At 53.3% G+C, this 19687-nt stretch carries 26 protein-coding genes and 2 tRNA genes; 3 read left to right on the forward strand and 25 right to left on the reverse strand.

What is annotated here, in order from left to right; translation table 11 throughout:
* Position 1 precedes the first annotated feature (1 nt).
* The 5 genes from JDW22_RS05910 to JDW22_RS05930 all read right to left on the reverse strand — a co-directional run bounded on the left by JDW22_RS05910 (position 2) and on the right by JDW22_RS05930 (position 2796).
* Positions 2-481 (reverse strand): NuoB/complex I 20 kDa subunit family protein, encoded by a 480-nt coding sequence (locus JDW22_RS05910; protein WP_003798841.1) that lies wholly within the window; start codon positions 479-481, stop codon positions 2-4.
* Entirely contained in the window at positions 472-840 is a 369-nt protein-coding gene (locus JDW22_RS05915) for an NADH-quinone oxidoreductase subunit A (RefSeq protein ID WP_200522296.1), read from the reverse strand. The genes JDW22_RS05910 and JDW22_RS05915 overlap by 10 nt, the downstream gene beginning before the upstream one ends.
* Positions 841-1166: 326 nt before the next feature.
* Positions 1167-1583, reverse strand: coding sequence for a GFA family protein (locus JDW22_RS05920; RefSeq protein ID WP_200522297.1), 417 nt, complete (start codon positions 1581-1583; stop codon positions 1167-1169).
* A gap of 57 nt (positions 1584-1640) precedes the next feature.
* The gene (locus JDW22_RS05925) at positions 1641-2060 is read right to left on the reverse strand and encodes a bacteriohemerythrin (protein ID WP_200522298.1); all 420 of its coding nucleotides are present in this window, start codon (positions 2058-2060) and stop codon (positions 1641-1643) included.
* Between the two features lie 37 nt (positions 2061-2097).
* A complete protein-coding gene (locus JDW22_RS05930) occupies positions 2098-2796 on the reverse strand; it encodes a bacteriohemerythrin (protein ID WP_200522299.1) in 699 nt (232 codons plus the stop codon).
* Positions 2797-3040: 244 nt separating this feature from the next.
* Between JDW22_RS05930 and JDW22_RS05935 the strand changes: the two genes are divergently transcribed.
* Positions 3041-5062, forward strand: a complete 2022-nt coding sequence (locus tag JDW22_RS05935; protein WP_200522300.1) for a site-specific recombinase — start codon at positions 3041-3043, stop codon at positions 5060-5062.
* A 176-nt stretch (positions 5063-5238) separates the two neighbouring features.
* Here the strand turns inward: JDW22_RS05935 and JDW22_RS05940 are convergent, their stop codons facing one another.
* Positions 5239-5709: a hemerythrin domain-containing protein gene (locus JDW22_RS05940; protein WP_200522301.1), complete on the reverse strand. Its 471-nt coding sequence runs from the start codon at positions 5707-5709 to the stop codon at positions 5239-5241.
* Between the two features lie 110 nt (positions 5710-5819).
* Here JDW22_RS05940 and JDW22_RS05945 point away from each other — a divergent pair, with 110 nt between their 5' ends.
* Positions 5820-6017 carry a hypothetical protein gene (locus JDW22_RS05945; RefSeq protein ID WP_200522302.1) on the forward strand — a complete coding sequence of 66 codons (198 nt, stop codon included), beginning with the start codon at positions 5820-5822 and terminating at the stop codon, positions 6015-6017.
* A gap of 25 nt (positions 6018-6042) precedes the next feature.
* On the opposite strand, the gene JDW22_RS05950 is transcribed toward JDW22_RS05945, so the two are convergent.
* From JDW22_RS05950 to JDW22_RS06025, 16 genes are all read right to left on the reverse strand, one after another.
* Entirely contained in the window at positions 6043-6549 is a 507-nt protein-coding gene (locus tag JDW22_RS05950; RefSeq protein WP_200522303.1) for a TlpA family protein disulfide reductase, read from the reverse strand.
* Positions 6546-6941: an acyl-CoA thioesterase gene (locus JDW22_RS05955; RefSeq protein ID WP_200522304.1), complete on the reverse strand. Its 396-nt coding sequence runs from the start codon at positions 6939-6941 to the stop codon at positions 6546-6548. Before JDW22_RS05955 ends, JDW22_RS05950 begins: the two co-directional genes overlap by 4 nt.
* A gap of 345 nt (positions 6942-7286) precedes the next feature.
* A complete protein-coding gene (locus JDW22_RS05960) occupies positions 7287-7649 on the reverse strand; it encodes a VacJ (protein WP_200522305.1) in 363 nt (120 codons plus the stop codon).
* Between the two features lie 5 nt (positions 7650-7654).
* The gene (locus JDW22_RS05965) at positions 7655-8455 is read right to left on the reverse strand and encodes an MlaA family lipoprotein (protein WP_200522306.1); all 801 of its coding nucleotides are present in this window, start codon (positions 8453-8455) and stop codon (positions 7655-7657) included.
* Positions 8440-8721, reverse strand: a complete 282-nt coding sequence (locus JDW22_RS05970) for an STAS domain-containing protein (protein ID WP_200522307.1) — start codon at positions 8719-8721, stop codon at positions 8440-8442. The genes JDW22_RS05965 and JDW22_RS05970 overlap by 16 nt, the downstream gene beginning before the upstream one ends.
* The gene (locus JDW22_RS05975; RefSeq protein WP_200522308.1) at positions 8721-9335 is read right to left on the reverse strand and encodes an MlaC/ttg2D family ABC transporter substrate-binding protein; all 615 of its coding nucleotides are present in this window, start codon (positions 9333-9335) and stop codon (positions 8721-8723) included. Before JDW22_RS05975 ends, JDW22_RS05970 begins: the two co-directional genes overlap by 1 nt.
* 134 nt (positions 9336-9469) lie before the next feature.
* On the reverse strand, positions 9470-9967 hold the full coding sequence (gene mlaD / locus JDW22_RS05980) for an outer membrane lipid asymmetry maintenance protein MlaD (RefSeq protein WP_200522309.1): 498 nt from the start codon (positions 9965-9967) through the stop codon (positions 9470-9472).
* A gap of 94 nt (positions 9968-10061) precedes the next feature.
* Positions 10062-10472, reverse strand: coding sequence for a hypothetical protein (locus tag JDW22_RS05985; RefSeq protein WP_200522310.1), 411 nt, complete (start codon positions 10470-10472; stop codon positions 10062-10064).
* A gap of 79 nt (positions 10473-10551) precedes the next feature.
* Entirely contained in the window at positions 10552-11325 is a 774-nt protein-coding gene (gene mlaE / locus JDW22_RS05990; RefSeq protein WP_200522311.1) for a lipid asymmetry maintenance ABC transporter permease subunit MlaE, read from the reverse strand.
* A 31-nt stretch (positions 11326-11356) separates the two neighbouring features.
* On the reverse strand, positions 11357-12070 hold the full coding sequence (locus JDW22_RS05995) for a hypothetical protein (RefSeq protein ID WP_200522312.1): 714 nt from the start codon (positions 12068-12070) through the stop codon (positions 11357-11359).
* 38 nt (positions 12071-12108) lie between these two features.
* Complete coding sequence (locus tag JDW22_RS06000; protein ID WP_200522313.1) at positions 12109-12831, reverse strand: hypothetical protein; 723 nt, start codon at positions 12829-12831, stop codon at positions 12109-12111.
* A 42-nt stretch (positions 12832-12873) separates the two neighbouring features.
* Complete coding sequence (locus JDW22_RS06005) at positions 12874-13170, reverse strand: hypothetical protein (RefSeq protein WP_200522314.1); 297 nt, start codon at positions 13168-13170, stop codon at positions 12874-12876.
* Positions 13171-13245: 75 nt separating this feature from the next.
* Positions 13246-13767 (reverse strand): hypothetical protein, encoded by a 522-nt coding sequence (locus JDW22_RS06010; protein WP_200522315.1) that lies wholly within the window; start codon positions 13765-13767, stop codon positions 13246-13248.
* A 50-nt stretch (positions 13768-13817) separates the two neighbouring features.
* Entirely contained in the window at positions 13818-14627 is an 810-nt protein-coding gene (locus JDW22_RS06015) for an ABC transporter ATP-binding protein (RefSeq protein WP_200522316.1), read from the reverse strand.
* Between the two features lie 263 nt (positions 14628-14890).
* Positions 14891-14967: transfer RNA gene (locus JDW22_RS06020), tRNA-Asp, on the reverse strand.
* A 35-nt stretch (positions 14968-15002) separates the two neighbouring features.
* Positions 15003-15078: transfer RNA gene (locus tag JDW22_RS06025), tRNA-Val, on the reverse strand.
* 271 nt (positions 15079-15349) lie between these two features.
* Here JDW22_RS06025 and JDW22_RS06030 point away from each other — a divergent pair.
* Positions 15350-16528: an efflux RND transporter periplasmic adaptor subunit gene (locus JDW22_RS06030; protein WP_200522317.1), complete on the forward strand. Its 1179-nt coding sequence runs from the start codon at positions 15350-15352 to the stop codon at positions 16526-16528.
* 231 nt (positions 16529-16759) lie between these two features.
* On the opposite strand, the gene JDW22_RS06035 is transcribed toward JDW22_RS06030, so the two are convergent.
* From JDW22_RS06035 to rtcR, 3 genes are all read right to left on the reverse strand, one after another.
* A complete protein-coding gene (locus JDW22_RS06035) occupies positions 16760-16945 on the reverse strand; it encodes a hypothetical protein (RefSeq protein ID WP_155803243.1) in 186 nt (61 codons plus the stop codon).
* 33 nt (positions 16946-16978) lie between these two features.
* A complete protein-coding gene (locus tag JDW22_RS06040; RefSeq protein WP_003798799.1) occupies positions 16979-17638 on the reverse strand; it encodes a metallophosphoesterase in 660 nt (219 codons plus the stop codon).
* Positions 17639-17996: 358 nt separating this feature from the next.
* Positions 17997-19604 carry an RNA repair transcriptional activator RtcR gene (gene rtcR, locus JDW22_RS06045; RefSeq protein WP_200522318.1) on the reverse strand — a complete coding sequence of 536 codons (1608 nt, stop codon included), beginning with the start codon at positions 19602-19604 and terminating at the stop codon, positions 17997-17999.
* Between the last annotated feature and the right edge of the window lie 83 nt (positions 19605-19687).

The following is a 19687-nucleotide window of genomic DNA, read 5'->3' on the forward strand; positions in this document are numbered from 1 at the left end:
CTTATGCGCGGGCGATGGTGTAGGTGCGTTTGATTTTGCCTTGCAGCTGGATTAAGCCGTATAACAAGGCTTCTGCTGTTGGCGGGCAACCAGGCACATAAACATCAACGGGCACAACGCGGTCTGCGCCGCGCACCACGGAATAGGAATAGTGGTAGTAGCCACCGCCGTTGGCGCACGAACCCATCGACAGCACCCAGCGCGGCTCGGCCATTTGGTCGTACACGCGGCGCAGGGCGGGCGCCATTTTGTTGGTAAGCGTGCCGGCCACAATCATCAAATCGGCCTGACGGGGCGACGGGCGGAAGATAATGCCGAAACGGTCAAGGTCGTAGCGCGCCATACCGGCGTGCATCATTTCCACGGCGCAGCACGCCAGCCCGAAGGTTACCGGCCACAGCGAGCCTGTGCGTACATAGTTCAACACCGTATCCGCGCTGGCGGTTACAAAGCCTTTATTCAAAACACCTTCTATTCCCATTCCAGCGCACCTTTTTTCCATTCGTAAACAAAGCCCACCGTGAGCACCACGATGAACACCAGCATCGACCAAAATGCGTATGCGCCCGTGCTGTGCATCAGGTCTTTATAAACCACTGCCCACGGCACCATAAAGGCGACTTCCAAATCAAACAAAATAAACAAAATGGCGACAAGGTAATAGCGCACGTCAAACTTCATACGCGCGTTTTCAAAGGCTTCAAAACCGCATTCAAAGGGCGCGTCTTTTTCGGCATAGTGGCGTTTGGGCCCGAGCAGCGTGCCCAGCCCGATAAATACGATGCCTGCCACGATGCCGATGATGGCGAAAATGAGTATGGGGAAATAGTTGGCTAACATAGCGAGACCTTAATATTCCGCAATTTAAAATAGGCGGGCATTTTAACGAATTTTGATGTTGTTTAGAAGTTGTAAACGAGGAGAATGTTTGTAAAAGTTCCATATTTTCAATATGTTTTTGATAGTCATTCTTGTTTGCGATGGTTTTTTGTAAAGTTATTTAAAGCGGGAAGCTGATGGTGTATTTGGGGGATGGATGATTGGTGCTGAGGCAGCCTGAAAATGGGTAAACCGTGTTTTCAGGCTGCCTTATTGTTTGTCCGATGCGATGCAATAAAAAAGGAACGTTGGGTAACGTTCCTTGGGGTTTGCGTTTTCAGGCTGCCTTATGCGGCTGCGCCCACCATTTCTAAAAACTGCTGCTCCGTGAGCTTAACGGTGTCGTCTGCCAAGTGGTAATACGGCGCTTGGCAATCGGTAAACATTTGCAGTGTCAGGGCGAAATCGGCGTTGTCGGCGAACAAGCCTGCGTTCACATACCATGCTTCGTCCATGCCGCTTTCGGGCAACAGGTGGAAATAAAGCTGCGTGCCACATTGTTTGCAAAAGGTGCGCTCCGCCCAGTCGGATGAGCGATAGCTGCCAATGTGTTCGCTGCCGCTGATATGCGGTTTGCCCTCGGCGGTTAATACAAACGATGCGCCGCCCGCGCGTTGGCGGCATTTGCCGCAATGGCAGGCGTGGACTTGGTGGTTGTGGCTGACTTCAAGGGTTACGCAGCCGCATTGGCATTGTGCTTGCATGGTTTGCTTCTTTCTTGGTGATGCGTAAATCGTTTTAATTTTGCTGAAACGGCGTTTTCAGGCTGCCTTATGGGCGGCGTTGGCTTGGGCTTTTTTCACGTCTTCCACAAAGCCCATATCGTTGATGCGAATATGGCGGAACAGCCAGCCTTCCAATAGTTGCAACATATCTTGGGCAACGTCTTCGCCTGCGTCAAAGCGTTTTTGAAATTCCAACACTTTGTTTACAAAATTTAGATGCACTTTTTTGTGTTGCTCAACCAAGCGGTAGTGCGCTTCTTCCAGCATGCGCTCTTCGTAGGCGAAGTGGTCGGCGGTGTAGAAAATCAGCTCTTCCAGCACTTTGCCCACTTCTTCGCGGTCGCCCTTTTCTTGGTCGGCATACAGTTGGTCTAGGCATTCGACGAGATGGCGGTGTTGTTCGTCGATGTCGGGGAAGCCTGTTTCAAGGTCGTGCGTCCAGTAAACGTATGCCATGGTTGTGTCCTTTTTTTGTTAGCGGGGGTTAGAATTTTTAGAATTTCCAGTTGCCGCTTGCCCAGCCTCTTGGTTCGTCGTCTTCGGGTTCTTTGTTTTGTGGTTGGGTGGCGGGCTGGGGGGTGGGGTTGTTTTGCGGCGCGGGCGCGGGTTTGGGTTCTGCTTTGGGCTGCGTGGGGGCGGCTTGCGCTTGTGGCGCGGGGCGCGGGGCGGGCTTGGGCTGCACGGGCTGTGGCGCAGGTTTGGGTTGAGGTTCTGGTTCGGCGACTTCGCCATACTCTTGCATTTGCGCGGCGCGGGCGGCGACAAGGTTTTCGTGCATGGCTTGGTACACGCCTGATTCGTTTACGCTGTTGGTGTAGCCTTTGTCGTTGATGCGGATGTGGCGGAACAGCCAGCCATCTAGGCTGTCAATCAGCAGCACGGCGATGTCGTCGGTGGTTTCCATGGTTTGCAGTTTTTCATGCAAATTCATCAGTTTGTCAATGAAGTTTTTGTGCACGCGGCGATGGGGTTCCAGCAGGGGGTATTTGGCTTGTTCCATCAGCGCTTCTTCGTATTGGAAGTGCGCAAGGGTGCTGTTAATCAGGTCAAACAATACGATTGACATGCGGTCTTTGTCTTTGGCGTTCGCCGCTTCATAGAAGTCGTTGATATGATGCAGCATTTGTTTATGCTGCTCATCAATATCGGGGATGCCTGTGTTTAAATCGGGGGTCCATTCTACGATTGTCATGTGCGGTTTTCCTTATCCTTTTTGTTTGGTGTGTGGCTGTGTGAATTAAACGGTTATTATAAACGTAGACAGTAAAGCTTTGTTAATGATTTACGCGGGCTGCACCGAGTGTGTTGCGTTGCAAACATAAGCTAAGGCAGCCTGAAAATGCCCAAGTGCTATAATCCGCATCTTTACAAAAACACACATTAACGGCAGCCTGAAAACCTACCGTCCCGTTTTCAGGCTGCCGCACGGAATACTTATGATTGCCCCCAAAGACCACACCCTATCCGAATTTCTCGCCGAGCAGGTCGCCCGACACAATGCGTTCAACCTGCTGCAAGGCTTGGCGATTTGGCTGCGCCAGCGCAAAGGCAAGCGCGCCCAAGAGCGCATCCATCTGCTTATCACCACCTTGCAGCAAGACCCCGAGCTGTGCGCCAAAACCGCCGAGCTGCTGGCAAAATGGCTGGGCAGCTTGCGGCTTTATCCCCTGCTGATTAGCGCGGGGATTTTCTCGCGCAAAGGCTTTCGCGACGAACTCATCGCGCGGCTGTATGAACATTTCAACCCTGCCTACAAAGACCCCAACGACTTGCGCGATGTGTTCGCCCTGCTGCTGGTAAACGAGCGCGATGCCCGCTGGCTGCGCGAAGTGCCCGAGCAAACATGGCTGCAATTATTCCACCTGATTTGGCAAAAAACGCCCGCCCACCAGCTAGACACGCTGCGCCGCTATGTGCGCTGGGAGGGCTTTCACGCCATTGAAATGCTGTCGATTTGGATTGCCGCCGAAGCGCTGGAACCCGATTTGGTGCGGCTAGACCCCAAGCTGTTAGACCGCGATTCGGCATTTGTCGCCTTCAAGCGCGAAACCCACGCTTGGCTAGCGGCGCACGTTCAACACCAAGCCTTTGACGACAGCCATTTGCAAGTGATGCTGCAACAATGCCGCGACAAAGTAGAAAAACTGCGCAAACTCGGCACCGGCTCGGGCGCGGGCGCGGGCGCGTCTATGGACGTGGCGCATCTGCTGGAACGGCTAGACCAAACATTTAACCGCATCGTACTGCTGCTGACCACGTTTGCAGACGAAAAACCCAAGCTCGCCAACCTATTGCATTTAACAGGCATCCTCGCCTGCGCCACCGCCGAGCAGCAAAGCGTGTCGCGCCTGTGGAAACGCAGCGTGGGCATGCTCGCCCGCAGCATCACACAAAACACCAGCGACCACGGCGAACACTACATCACGCGCAGCAAAAAAGAATACATGGGCATGGTGCGCTCCGCAGCGGGCGGTGGCGTGTTGATTGCGCTGATGGCGTTGTTCAAAATTGTGTATGTGGGGCGGCACATCACCAACCCGTTTGCCTACGGCGTTGCCGCAGGGCTGAACTACGGCTTGGGCTTCGCGCTGATATTTATCTTGCACTTCACCGTTGCCACCAAACAGCCCGCCATGACCGCCTCGCGCTTTGCCGCCGCCGTGGAACGCAGCGAATCAGGGCACGCGGTCAATCAAAAACTCGCGCAGCTGCTGATTGACGTGGTGCGCTCGCAAGTCGCCGCTGTGGCGGGCAATGTGGTCGTTGCCCTCACGCTTGCCATGCTGATTGCGCTGGTTTACCGCTTCACACAAGGCGTGCCGATACTCACCGAAGCCGAAGTCGCCTACCAAATCCATTCAGTAAACCCTTGGGGCGCAACGCTTTGGTACGCCGCCATTGCAGGCTTGTGGCTGTTTTGCTCGGGCATTATTTCGGGCTTTTTGGACAACCGCTGCGATTACCTCAACCTGCGGATGCGCCTGCGCCAACACCCCGTGCTCAAACGTTTGCTGCCCGAAAAGCTGCGCGGCAAAGTCGCCGATTATCTCCACGCCAACTACGGCAGCCTGATGGGGAACGTGTGTTTCGGGATGCTGCTGGGCATGACGGGCTTTGTGGGGCACGCGCTGGGGCTGCCGCTGGATATTCGCCACGTTGCCTTTTCGTCTGCCAACATCGGCTATGCGGCGGTGGCGGGGCATGAGGGGCTGTGGGTGTTTATTCAAAGCGTGGTTTTTGTGCTGCTGATTGGCGTGGTGAATTTGATTGTGAGCTTTATGCTCACCCTATGGGTAGCGCTGCGCTCGCGCGAAGCCAAGATTGATAGCTGGCTGGGTATTTTCCAATGCGCATGGCAGCAGATTCGCGCGCAGCCGATGAATTTGTTTTACCCGAAAGATTTGCCTGCCGATGCGAATGAGCAGGGGCAGGGGCAGGCGGAGAAGCATGGGCATTAGACTGAAACCTTTGCAAAACCTAAGTAGGTCGGGCATTTATGCCCGACGTTTTAGTTGTGGCGTATTTTAAGATAAATAAATCATTGTTTGTTGGGCATAAATGCCCGACCTACTAATAAACAAAAGGCAGCCTGAAAACACCAACTACTGTTTTCAGGCTGCCTTTCTATCGCGGTTTACTCATTCAATGCGCGGGGGAACAAAATGGTGTTTTCCAGCTCAATATGGTCGTTCAAATCGTCGGCAAAGGTTTTCAAATCGGCGTAAAGCTGTTGCCAACTGCTGCACGCATCGGCGGGCGCGGTAAAGTTATCCGTGGTCGCCAGCAACTGTGCCAGCGCGGCTTCGTGTTCTTCGTGTTCCATCATCATCACGCGGATGGGCATGCCCGCGTTGCGCCCCATGCCGTTTTTTATCATCGGGAACAGCATGCGCTCTTCTTTCATCATGTGGCTGCTTAGTTCCGCTTCAATGGCTTGGATTAAATCCACCAAGCCGCTGGGGAAGGTTTCGTGGCGGGCGGCGACTTTGGCGGCAAGCTGCGCGGCATCGGCAAGCTGGCGGCGGTGCGTGGCGTGGTAGCGTTCAAGCACGTGGTCCACGGTGTTGGGCAGGCTAGCGGTTTGCCAGAGGGAGAGGTCGGTCATGGTGGGGTCCTTTAATGTGATTTTGTTATGTTGGCTGCGCTGAACTGGTTTCAGGCTGCCGCTAAAAGTTGCATATTTTAGGAAAGTTCAAAGCAAAAGGCAAAGCGGGCATGAAAAAAGGGCGCGTGATGCGCCCTTGCGGTTGGCTGGATTTTCAGGCTGAAACCTTTGCCAAGCCTACAACCGATGGAGCGTCGGCGACCCGCCGACATCATCTTGCCCGCCCGCAAAGCCTGCCGCTTGGCAACGAGCCGTCACCGTTCCATTTTGGTTTTCAGGCTGCCTATACTGCGCCCGCAAGACAATAGGCAGCCTGAAAACGTATGCCCTGCCCTATTTCGCCATTTCGTCATCCACCACGCGATACAGCGCGGCAAAATCAGGCTCGCCCACAAAGGTTTTCAGCACTTCGCCCTTTTTGTTAAGCAACACGCTGGTGGGGTAAAGCTCGGTTTTCAGGAATTTTTTGGCAACGGCTTTGTCGCCATCAAACATCACTTCAAACGGAATGCCTTGTTTGGCAACATAGTTTTTCACCCCGTCCAAGCTGTCGGCGGGGTTGGACGTGGGCTCGGCGATGCCGAGAATTTGGAACTCTTTGCCCTGATAGTCGCGCGCCATGCGGATGAGCTTGGGCATTTCGCTCACGCAGCCGGGGCAGGTGGGAAACCAAAAGTTAATCAGGGTTACTTTGCCTTGCAGGTTTTGGTTGCTCACGGCTTGGTTGTGCAGATTGGCAAGCCGGAAGTCGGGCGCGGGGTTGGCGGGCGCGCTCAATAATGTGAACGCGGCAAGGGCAATGATGGCGATGGCGGCAAGCGCGGCGAGGGTTTTTTTCATGATAACGAGGTGAGTTGTTGAAAGGCGGCGAGCAGCGGTTCAGGCAGCCTGAAAACGCGCCCTTGGCTGTCGGTGGGCATCAGCGTTACTTCGGCCTGCACGCAAAGCTGCTCGCTGTCGGCAAACAGGATGCGCTGTTCAACGACAAATTGGCGCGATTGGGCTTGGGTAAGCTGGCTGTGGATGTGCAGAATGTCGCCGAGTTTGGCGGCGCGGCGATAGCGGATGTCCATGCGGGCGACAACCAGCTGGGCTTGTTGCAGGCTGCCCAACGGCATCCGTTGCTTGAAATAATGCCAACGCGCGGCTTCTAAAAATTCAAGATAGCGGGCGTTGTTGACATGGGCGTAGCCGTCTAGGTGGTAGTTCAGGATTTCTTGGGTGTAGGGCATTTTGGGTTTTGGGAGTGGAGGGGCAGATAGGCAGCCTGAAATCTAAGAATGGAGCGGCGAAGGCTCGTCGCCAAATAGCGTGTTCAACAGAACTTTACTGGTTGGCAAAATGTCGGTGAGCCGCCGACGCTCCATCGGTTGTGGGTTTGCCAAAGGTTTCAGGCTGCCTTGAATAACGTAACACGGCTTCAATCCCGCCTTGCGCGCGACGCATGAAACAGGCGGATAAACTATCCGCCGTATCTTGGCTTACATCATTGAGGCAGCCTGAAAACTATTTAGCTTCGCTCGTTTTAGCTTCGCAACTCCGCTTCGCTACGCAGGCTGCCTCTGCCATCTCGCCCGTCAATCAAACTCAATCGCGCCGAACGTTTCGCGTTGCAAAGGCTCGCTGCTCAAATCGGTTACGATGCTGGATAGCTCGATGTCAAACCATTCGCGGAAGATGTCGGGGTGCAAATCGGGCCACAGACTTTCGTCTTCGCACCAATCGCACAGCTCGGCGGCAAAAATTTCTTCCACGCGGTTTTCGATTTCCTCCCACAGCGCGTCGGCGTTTTCGCAGGCATCCACCAGATAGGAATTGGCATCGTCTTGCAAGTCTTCGAGCGTGATGCCGGACAAATCGCTGTCGGGCAGGCTGTTGAGCCAATACCAAAAAGGTTCGTTGGGGATAACGATGAATACGCTGCGGTTCACTTCATACATAATGCTTACTCCTGCGCGGGGGTGGTTGGATTTTCAGGCTGCCTTTGGGCTGCGGGCAGGGCGATTTTCGGCTCGCCGCTTGCGGGCGCGGAAGCGGCTTCGGGGTCGGTTAAGCCGTCTTCGGGTTGGATGGCGGCGCTGCCCAGCTGTTTGTTACGCAACGCCATGTAGGCATCGCGGGTGGCAACGTATTTGTCCAACGCCATTTCGTTGAGCGTGTCGGTAGTGTCCAGCAATTTTTCGCGCCCATCTCCCGCGTTTAACCCTGTGAGCGAATAATTGGCAGTACGGTCATGGATGATTGCGCCCTGCGGCGAATAAGCCATGCTCACACCCTCGCCCACGGTGTCGCGCACGGTGCTCGACCCAAACAGCGGCATCACAAAATAATTGCTGTTTTTCCAGCCCCAAGAAGCCAGCGTGTCGCCAAACGTGGTTTTGTGGTTGGGCATATTGGCTGCGCTGGCGATGTCAATTAAGCCGCCGATGCCAAAGGTGGTGTTAACCGCCACGCGCATAAAATCGCCGCCTGCTTTGCCGATGTGTCCGCGCAAGATGTTGTTGCCCATGCTTTTTACATCGCGCAGATTGTTGAAAAAATTGCCCACGGCGGTGCGCACGGGCTTGGGTGTTACTTTGCGATAGCCGCGTGCCACGGGCGTGAACACATATTGGTCGGCTTTGTCGTTAAATTTAAACATCGCGCGGTTGTAGCGTTCGTAGGGGTCGGGCGTGCCTTCTGCGTGGCTGTGGAAACTGATGGCGAGCAGCAGGCAAGTAAGCCCCATTTTCAGGCGGTTATCCATTCTTCTATCTCGTAAAGTTGCGCCAAATCGCGCACGCTGGGGGGCAGATTGTGTATTTTCAGGCTGCCTTGTTCGCGTTGGCGTAAGGCGGTGAGCAGCAGCGATAAGCAAGCGGAATCGGCGCGGGTGATTTGGCTTAAATCGACGGCGTGGATTTCAGGCTGCCTACATTGCTGCGTAAACTGGGCAAGCGCGGCTTGGTTTACCGTTTGCACGCTCACTTCGCCTGCCACATACACGATATTGTCGCGGATTTCGCTTTGCATTATTTGCTGCCGTTTTTGGCTTTTAAATCGGCGATTAAGCCGTCTATGCCTTTGCTGTCTAAAATGGGTTTGAATTGCTGTTTTTGGCTTTGCACAAGGGCAAACGCGCCTTCAAACACCACGTTGAACACTTTGTATTTGTTGCCGTCTTGATAGGTGCTGAACACGGCTTCCACCGGCTGCTGCCCGGGGTTGGTGATGGTGGCGCGTACGTCAATTTGCTCTTTGCTGGGCAACAGGCTGCTGGGCTTGGCAACGGCGTTTTTCACGGTTACCTGCGCGTTTTTGTAGTTCAGCATTTGACGCGAGTAGGTGCGAATCAGCATGGTGCGGAACTCGTTGACCAGCGTTTGTTTTTGCGCGGCAGTGGCTTTGTTCCACGGCGCGCCCACGGACAGGCGGGTCATCAGCGCGAAGTCAAAATAAGGCAGGGCGTAGTTTTCGGCTTGTTTGCGCACGGCAACGTCGTTTTTGCCGTTGGCCTGCTGCAAAATTTTGAGCATTTGCACGGAGTTTTCTTTGATTTGATTGGACGCGTCTTGCGGCGCGGCGAAGGCAAGGTTGATGCTTAACGCGCTGATGGCAAGGGCGGCGAGGATGGACGGTTTTTTCATGTTGTGTTCTCTCTGTATTTTGGTTTGCCCGTTTATCGGGGGCTGGCAGTTTAGCGGATTGTGAGGCGGCGTGGCAACGTGTGGGATTGTAAAACAGGATGCGCCCGTGCGTTTTCAGGCTGCCCTTTTGCGCTTTATTTTGTATTGGGCTCGGCGGGCGTGCTTTGGCTGTCTTTGTTCATAAAATTGCTGACGAATTTGCCAATCAGGTTTTCCAACACCAGCGCGGAGGTGGTTAAAGAAAGGGTGTCGCCGTTTTTCAGTTTTTCTTCTTCGCCGCCTTGGGTTAAGCCGATGTATTGCTCGCCGAGCAAGCCCGAAGTCAAAATAGCGGCGTTGGCATCCACGCTGTATGCGTATTTTTGCTCAATTTGCATGCTCACTTTGGCTTGGAAAGTTTGCGGGTCTAGCTGGATGTCGCTCACGCGCCCCACCAGCACGCCGGCGGATTTTATCGGTGCTTGCACTTTCAGGCTGCCGATGTCGTCAAACTGGGCGTACACGGTGTAGGTGGCGGATGGCGCGCCGAAGCTGTCGCCGCCGTTGGCAACGCGAAAGGCGAGGATGCCCAGCGCGGCGAAACCGAGCAGGACGAACAGTCCGACCCAAAATTCTAGGATGGCTTTTTTCATGATGTGTCCTTTGCTAAGGCAGCCTGAAAATTAGGCTGCGGTTGTGTTTGATTGGATGGGGCGAGGCGGGAAAGGCGTTTTCAGGCTGCCTTAATTAGTCTGTTTGTTCCCATTGTTTGGTTTGGAAATCATAGCGGTAGTAATCAAATATGATGTAAGGCACTTTGTAAACCAAATAAACTTGGTTGGTGTCTTTAATTTTGCCATAGCGCGCGTGTTGCATATCTTGTTTGACTTGCGTGCCCGTATCGGCGAGCTGGTCGGGGTATTTGCCATGTTGCGCGCGGTAGCGTTCTATATCGGCGACGACTTGGCGCATATCTTGTTCGGCGGCGTAAACATAATAAGCGTTGATGGCAAAACACGCCGCCAGCCCAATCAGCCACGCTGCGCCGATGATTTTATGCCGCCGCCAGTTTTCAGGCTGCCTAATCGCCCATATCGCCTTGATAGCCCACCAAAGCAGCGCCATCGCAGCAGGGAAAAACATCATAAAACCGAACATGGGCTGGCTGCAAACCGCGCACCAAATCCAAATCGCCAGCACCGCGCCGTAGGGGGATATTGTTCATTTTCAGGCTGCCTTAGGTAAACATAAACGCGGTCAAAATAAAATCTAACGCCAACACAGTCAGCGCAGACGACACCACCGTGCGCGTGCTGGCGCGCAGAATGCCTTCCGCTGTGGGCGTGCAATGAAAGCCTTGATACACGGCAATCAGCGCCACCGCCGAGCCGAAAATCAGCGATTTGGTTAAGCCGTTAAACACGTCATACGACCAGTCGATATTGTTTTGCATATTGGACCAAAACACGCCCGTGTCCAGCCCCAGCCATTGCACGCCCACCAAATAGCCGCCGTAAATCCCCGCCACGTTGAAAATACACGCCAGCAGCGGCATGGAAACCACGCCTGCCCAAAAGCGCGGCGCAACCACGCGGGCAACGGGGTTTACCGCCATCACATCCATCGCTTCAAGCTGCTCGGTGGTTTTCATTAAACCGATTTCGCTGGTCATTGCGCCGCCTGCGCTGCTGGCAAACAAAATCGCCGCCAGCACAGGCCCAAGCTCGCGCAGCAACGAAGCCGCCACCATAAAGCCCAGCACATCCGCCGATTTGAATTTTGCCAGCTGCGTGTAGCCCTGCAAGCCAATCACCATGCCCACAAACAGCCCCGACACGGCAATAATCAACACGGATAACACGCCCGAAAAATACATTTGGCGGATGGTGAGCCGCGCGCGCAGCAGGGTTTGTGGCAACAGCAGCAGGATTTGGAGCAGGAATAAGGCGTTTGCGCCCAGTGCTTGAATAAAGGCTAGGGTTTTTGCGCCTGTGGATTGGATGATGTTCATAGCGGGTTCGGATTGTGTTGAAACAACGGTTTCAGGCTGCCTTTGGGGCAGACCATGCGGGGATGCGCACGCCTTGCGCAAAGGCGAATTTTAATTCGTCTGCACCGGCAAACGAGTCGTCTTGCGGATTGGGAGGGATTTGGTTTTCTAAAGTCTGGTAGAGCGCGATAAGGCGTTTGGCGGATTTGGGATTATCGGCGGCATATTGCTGCCAAAAGCGGGCGGCTTGCGCGGGCGTGCCAAAGCATAAAATGTAGTCCGACAGGCGCAGATTATCGTTTTTCAGGCTGCCGTTAAAGCGCGTGCCGTGTTGCTGCAAGAAGTTTAACGCCGCATCGGGTTGGCAAAACAATTCAAAAATCGGCAGCGCGTATTGCTGCAATTCGCTCACGATTTGACGCACGCTGTGCGGCAAGCTCGCGCCTGCCAGTTGCCAGCCGAAATCGCGATGGGCTTGGCGCGGGGTAAACGCGCTCAATTCGCCCTGCAAGAGGCAGCCTGAAACGTGCGGGCTGCCGTGCGCGGCTTGCCATTTTTGCAACGCTTTGGAATGAAGGCTGAAATGCACTTGGGTGGTGATGTCGCAGGCAAAATTGCGCCGATTGGCTTGGAAGTGGATTTGGCATTCTATGCTTTTATCGGGCGAATGCTTTTTCAGCGTTTGCCCTTTTTGCAACACGCGAAAGCCATCTAATTGCGCGGCAACTTCGTTGCACGCTTGCAGGAAAATTACTCTTGGGGGCATCGGCTCGGGCTCCGTCAAAACGGCATTTTCAGGCTGCCTTATTTAAATTCCAACGGTTCGTCGTCTTGCTCGGCGGGTTGCCGCCCGTAGGCAAAGGGGTTGGCGGCTGGGGCGTTTTCGTGATTTTCGTTGCCTTCGGCATTACCAAACACAGGCTCGTTAAACGGGTCGGCGGCGGCGTTTTCAGGCTGCCCATTGGGCTGGAAGGAAGGCTCGTTCAAGATGATGGTGTTGCCCGAATCGACGGGATACTCGGCGGGCGTGGCGATACAGTGCTCAATGTATTTTGCCAAGCGTTTCATGATGTTGATTTCGCCCTCGTCGGCGCTGTGCAGGCGCAAAACGGCGCGCTCGCCCTCGCGGTTTTTTATCACCAGTTCCGCGCCCTTACCCGCGCTGTGCACGACAAATTTGCAGCCTTTGAGCGCAATCGTTTCCGCGTCGCGCCCGTTTTCAATGTAGCACTCGTTGTCATACAAATCCAACGACACGCTGGTGCCCATCTCGTCTTGATACGACACATACCACAAGCCGCCGAACGCGGCGGTTAAAATCAGGCTTATCCACGGCTGCCAGGTAAACAGCGACAAGCTCAACACAACCGCCAGCGCAAACGCCGCATTGGGCAGGCGCACTGCGGTTTTAAACAGCGTAATGGGATACAAAAACCACGCCGGCGTGCCCGCATTGGGCGCGTTGTAGTTCAGCGCCCATTCCAGCTCGCGGTCTTCGTTTTGGATGTGGTGTTTCAATACGTTCATGGTGGTACTCCTTTCAATATAAGGCAGCCTGAAACGGCTTAATCAGCCCGCGATGGCAAAACGCACACCCAAACTGTCAGTATATTGTGAAAAATCAAGATTATACACCAATAGACCTTTTACCCACGCCACAAATTCGGCAAACATCGGCGCGTCCGCCTCGCCCAGCTCAAACACTCCATTATGCTGATGCGAGATTTGGATGTGCTGCAACAGCGCCGGCTGCTGCTGGATTTCGGCAAGCGGAATTTGCCACAACCACCGCATCAACGCGCACTGGTCGGCGAAATGGAGAATTGTGGGATAGCTTTGCCATTCGTGATACAGCGCAATCGGCATGGTTTGCCTTTCTTAAAATCCATTTTTAGGCTGCCTTATCATTTGAGGCAGCCTGAAAATGCGTTGGCGTGCTGGCTACATATCGGATTGATAAAAAAACACATACACCAAATGAAAACACACCACCGCCGCGCCCCAAAGCTGCAAAAAAGATACAACAAACACTGCCAAATAATCCACAATCGTTGCGCTGGCGAGCGGCAAAAATTCAAAATACACGCCCACACACGCCAAGTTCCACAATATAAACCACAAATAAATCGCGCTCACGCCAAAAGGCTTGCCCGAATCCATACGCGGTATTTCAATCGGAAACAAATAGCCAAAAAATTCCTTTTTCTCTTCGTGGTCTAACTTCATTAACACCATTGCGACCGCCCCCATAGCGATAACCAAAGGCGTAAACAAAAACACCGCCGCAAGCGCACCATACATATTCTTTTGCAACAAAATAAAGCCCATCGCACACAGCAAAAAATGCGCCATGCAGGCTATTTTAATTATCGGGCGCAGGGTTTTGCTTATATCCGATGCTTTAAACCGTGCCAGTTTGCTTAATTGGCTCATCATGCAACTCCATGCAATACAAAAATCCATTTTCAGGCTGCCTTATCATTTGAGGCAGCCTGAAAATGCGTTGGTGCTTTTCACGATTTTGCCGCCCACAAATCCTGCTGCAAACTCGTTTTCGCGGGATAACGAAACGCCACTGGTCCATTCGGCTCGCCGCGCACAAACTGCCGCACCCAAGCCGAATCGCTGTTTTCCATCTCGGCAGGGCTGCCTGAAAACACAATCTCGCCGTGCGCCAAGAAAATAATCTGATCCACCAAATTCAGCGAATGCCCCACATCGTGCGTAACCATAATGCTGGTGGAGCGCAGCGCCTTGGTTACGCGATGAATCAAATGCGCAATCACGCCCAGCGAAATCGGGTCTAGCCCTGTGAACGGCTCGTCAAACAGCATCAGCTCGGGGTCTAGCGCAATCGTACGCGCCAAAGCCACGCGGCGCGCCATGCCGCCCGATAATTCCGCGGGCATCAAACTTTCCACGCCGCGCAAGCCCACTGCATTGAGCTTCAACAGCACCAAATCGCGGATCACGCTTTCAGGCAGCTCTGTTAATTCGCGCATCGGAAACGCCAAATTATCAAACACATTCAAATCAGTAAACAACGCGCCCTGCTGAAACAACACGCCCATGCGGCGGCGGTGTTCGTTTAATTCGTGCGCCGAAAACGCGCCCAAATCGCGCCCGTTGAGCAAAACCTTGCCCGTGCTGGGGCGAAGCTGCCCCGTAATCAAGCGCATCAGCGTGGTTTTGCCGCTGCCCGAGCCGCCCATAATCGCGGCAAACCGCCCTTGCGCCACCGCAAAACTCACGTTTTGCAAAATCGGACGCGCGCCATAGGCAAAGGCAACGTTTTGAAATTCAATAAAAGGGACGTTTGTCATGAGATGGAAATAAACAAAGAATGGAAAAGAAAAGGATTGTATGTGCTTTGAAAGACGGGGAAAAGCAGATTTTGGCTTTCAGGCTGCCTTGGGCTGCGTGTTGTATCGCCATTTATTCGTTGCAAAACAGATGATTATGTTTTCAGGCTGCCTGATAGGCAAAAAAATAACTCTTTGGGAAAGGAGACCAAAGAGTTATACAGGTTTAAATCAAACCAAAGGATTTACGAAAGGATACATGATGAAACTTTTTATGAAATTTTTGGCGCGGTGGACGGGGCTCGAACCCGCGACCACCGGCGTGACAGGCCGGTACTCTAACCAACTGAGCTACCACCGCGCATGACAACTGCCGTTAAAGCACCTGCCAAAAACTGGTGGGTGATGACGGAGTCGAACCGCCGACATTCTGCTTGTAAGGCAGACGCTCTACCAACTGAGCTAATCACCCGCATCGCTGCGTTGCGAAAGCGTGAATTAAACCAGCTTTTCTTAACTATCGCAAGGGCTTTGTTTGCAAAAGTTTTACACTCGTTAATATTTGTTTGTTTATATTGGTAATTTTGTTACAAAGCGTTTTCAGGCTGCCTGAAAATTTGTGTAAACGTGTGCAGCGATTTTGCCTTGTTTTCAATTGTTTGCCGTTGCTGCAAGGGCGCGGCTGCTTGGATTTGGGCGGTTTATCCTTTATGATGCGCTGTCTTTAACATTACACGCAAAAAATGATGAAAAAAGTGTTTAAATGGGTTGCCGCATTGGTGATTTTGGCTGGATTGGGTTGGTATGGTTATCAAAAAATGCAGCCCAAAAATGAGGCAACTTTTATTACGGAAGAGGTGAAACGCGGCAAAATCGCGCAAACGGTGTCAGCTACGGGCGAGATTGCGGCGACAAATTTGGTGGACGTGGGCGCGCAGGTGTCGGGGCAAATCAAAAAGATGCACGTTAAAATCGGCGATGTGGTGAAAGAAGGCGATTTGATTGCGGAAATTGACGATGTTACCCAAGTGAACGAAGTCAACACGCGCAAGGCGCAGTTGCAAACTTATCAGGCGCAGTTGGAATCGGCGCAGGTGGCGTTGAAAATTGCGCAGCGCAAATACAGCCGTTATAAATCGCTAGCCAGCGCGGATGCGGTTTCCAAAGAAGAATTTGAAGCGACGGAAGACAGTTTGGCAACTAATCGCGCAAAAATCAAAGAGTTGCAATCATCCATTCGCCAAACGCAAATTGCGATTAACACGGCGGAAAAAGATTTAGGCTACACGCGCATTACTGCGCCTTCTGCGGGCACGGTGGTTTCGTTGGTGGTAGAGCAAGGGCAAACCATCAATGCCAGCCAAACTTCGCCTACTGTGGTGCAGATTGCGGATTTGACGAGCATGACCAACAAAATGCAAATTGCGGAGGGCGATGCAACCAAGGTAAAGGCGGGGCAAACGGTGAATTTTACGATTTTGTCTGAGCCTGATACGCCGATTAGCGCGAAGTTGGACAGCATTGACCCCGGTTTAACCACGATGTCGCAAGGTTCATACAGCCGCTCAACCGACACCACTTCCAACGCGATTTATTACTATGCGCGGGCGACGGTGCCTAATCCTGAGGGCAAGCTGGCGATTGGGATGACCACGCAAAACACGGTGGAAATTGCTTCGGCGGATAATGTTTTGATGGTGCCGACTGTGGCGATTAAAACCAAGGATGGCAAGAAATTTGTGCGGGTGCTGGGGGCGAACAATCAGGCATCGGACCGGGAAATCCAAACGGGCTTGAAAGACAGCATGAACACGGAAGTGAAATCGGGCTTGAACGAGGGCGAAAAGGTGGTGATGTCGGAAATGGGGGCGGCGGAAAAAGCAGAGGCGGTTGAAAGAGAGATGGCGGGGCCTCCGCGATAGTTTGAATATGATTGAGGCAGCCTGAAAATGGGTTTATACCGTTTTCAGGCTGCCTTTTTTGTGGGCGATGGGGGTGTTATTTGGTTTTTAAGGCGGGGGTTTGCTGAATGCGCCATTCATCAAGAAATGCCATTTTTATGCGGGAATGACGGCGTTATTTTCAGGCTGAAACCTTTGCAAAACCTGCAACCGATGGAGCATCGGCGGCTCGCCGACATTTTGGCAAACCAGTCATGCTCTGTTTGTAGCCATTTGGCGGCAAGCCGCCGCCGCTCCATTTTGAGTTTCAGGCTGCCGTTTGTATTTCGCAAGGGCAGCCTGAAAATGAAACAGCGAGAGATGATTGCCCAATGGCGTGTTGAAACTAAACAGGCGTGCGCTTGTGAACAGGATGTCGGCGAGCCACCAACGCACCATTGGTTGCGGGATTAACAGCGTTTTCAGGCTGCCTTATGCGTTGAACTCCGCCAGTTTGGCGCGGATTTGCGCGGCGGCATCGTTTACATCGCTGCCTGCGATGGTGTTGGCGCGGTCGTCAAAGCGTTGGATGGCGGGCAGCGCGCGCAGATAGCCGTCGATGTCTTGCGCAGTGAGGAAGCGCCCGTGCAAATCCCAGCCCACATTGAGCGCGCGCCCCGGCATTTGGGCAACGCGGTCGTGCAAATGCCCGTATAGGTGATACCAGCCTTTGTGGCAGCCGTCCCATTCGTTAATGGGATAGTGAAACAAAATCAAGGAGTTGTTGATTTCGGGCAGTTTGATTTTTTGGTAGCTGCGGATGGTGGACAGCATGGGATGGCCGTCGGCTTTGGGCGTGTTCAAAAAGCGTTTTTTGTTGCGGCTGATGAGGTCGTCGTGGTTGCCGAGGATTAGGTGGTGCTGCCCGTTGAGGCGGCGCAAAATGGCTTCTATTTTTTTCAGGTCGTGGGCAAAGGATACGTCGCCGAGGTTGTACACGGTGTCTTCGGGCTGCACGGTTTCGTTCCAACGAGCAATCATGTATTCGTCTAACTCTTCCAGCGATGGCGCGGCGGGACGAAATTGCGGGCAGAATTTGGCGATGTTTTTATGCGAGAAATGCAGGTCGGAGGTGAAATAGATTTGTGGCATGGTGGGGCTTTCGTGATGGTCGAGGCAGCCTGAAACAAACGAAGTGGGTTACCAAAACAAAATGGGCTGCTGTGTTTTTAGGGTAAAATTTGGGTCGCAATATGGGCATTTGGATTTTCAGGCTGAACCCTTTGCAAAACCTAAAATAAAACAAGAAATAATCACATCCGTCATTCCCGCGCAGGCGGGAATCTTGCTTGATATTCATAAATGATTGTAAAAACAATCTGTTGTTTAAGTCCAACCAAGATTCCCGCCTGCGCGGGAATGACGGCATTTCTTATTTTTAGCTTCGCAACTCCGCTTCGCTACGCAGGCTGCCTCTGGGGTTTTGCAAAGGTTTCAGGCTGCCTCTGCTTTACGCCACCGCATCCGCCCATGTTAAACCAAATCGCGCCAAATATTTCCGCAGCCTGTCGCTGTCGTTGGGCGTGCTGCGGCTGTTGCGCGATACGTTGAACAGCGCGCGCCCTGCTTCTGCCATGTTTTTGCTTTGGTGGCAAACCGCCAGCACGTTTTCCAGCTGCTGCAAATCAAACAAATCCCATTCTTCGCGGCGGATGCTTTCAGGCAGCCTGAAAACGGGTTTTGCGGTATGGTTATCGTCGTCTTCCACCCATAAATACTGCAAACGGGCGATTTCGGCGCGAACCAAATCAGTGGAAATTCTGCCCTGCGGCGCCAGCGTTGCCAAGCGCATGATGCTGGCGGCTAAATCGCGGAAATTGCCGCGCCACAGCGATTGACGCGACAGGGCAAAGTCCAAATACAGCGCGTAGGCTTCCTTGTTGAACCGCGTGGCGCGACCAAGCTCCTGCGCGGCAAGGGCAAGCTGGTGTTCAATATTGGGCGCGATGTCTTCGCGGCGATCGGCGAGCGCAGGCAGCGTGTAATGCCAAATATTGATGCGGGCGAACAAATCTTCACGAAACCGCCCCGCTTGCACTTCGCGGCGCAAATCGCGGTTGGTGCCAGCAATGAGCTGAAAATTGCTTTTCACTTCGCTGTCGCTGCCCACGGGGTAAAACTGTTTCTCTTCAATGGCTTTGAGCAACATAGCTTGCTCATCCAAGCCCAATTCGCCAATTTCGTCTAAAAACAACACGCCTTTATCGGCGGTTTTCAGCCAACCATCGCGCTTGTCTGCCGCGCCTGTAAACGCGCCTTTTTTGTGTCCAAACAACGCCGATGCCGCGCCATCGCCGCGCAAGGTGGCGCAGTTCACATCCACAAAATGCCCTGTAATCAAGTGTCTGGCTTTTTTCAGCTCGTAAATCCGCCGCGCCAGCATGGATTTGCCTGCGCCCGTTGCCCCGCTTAACAAAATGGGCGACGGCGAATTGAGTGCCACTTGCTCTATCTCGGCAATCATGTTGTTAAACGATTGGTTTTTCGTGGCGATGCCGCTTTTCAAATAGCGCACCGCATCATCGCGCACGGCGGCGAGCCGCTCCGCCAACACGTCATACCGCGCCAAATCTAGGTCTATCACATCCAAGCCGCCCACATCGCCTTGTTCCATGCTGCGTTTTTGGTTTTTCGGCGGCGCGGTTTGCAGCAGCACGCTGGGAATTTGGCGGCTTTCCACCAGCAAAAACAGGCAAATTTGGGCAACGTGCGTGCCCGTGGTGATGTGGGTGTAATAATTTTCGGCTTCGGTATCAAAGGGATAGGACGCCGCCCAGTCGTGCAGCTTGGTATAGACTTCGCTGAAATCCCAAGGGTTTGCCAGCTCCATGTTCACCAGATTCACTTGGGTGTTGGGGCGCAGCGCGCCAATATCGTCGCACACGCGCTTGGCAAGCGGGCGGTATTTTTCGTTGTAAAACAGCTCAATGCGGTTGAAGCCGATGTCAGCGTGTTGGTGCAGAGCGATGTTGGGTCGCCATTTTTGCCAACGCGCTGACCCGAAGCCGTTGTCTAGTACCGTGCCGAGAAAGGAAATGGCAACTTGGGTTTTGGGCATGATGGTTGTCCTTTTTGGGGTTTTCAGGCTGCCTTTGTGGGCATGGCATTGCGCTATTTCATTCTTGCGCAATAGGCAGCCTG

This window comes from Kingella bonacorsii, from assembly GCF_016623605.1.
GTDB lineage: Bacteria > Pseudomonadota > Gammaproteobacteria > Burkholderiales > Neisseriaceae > Kingella_B > Kingella_B oralis.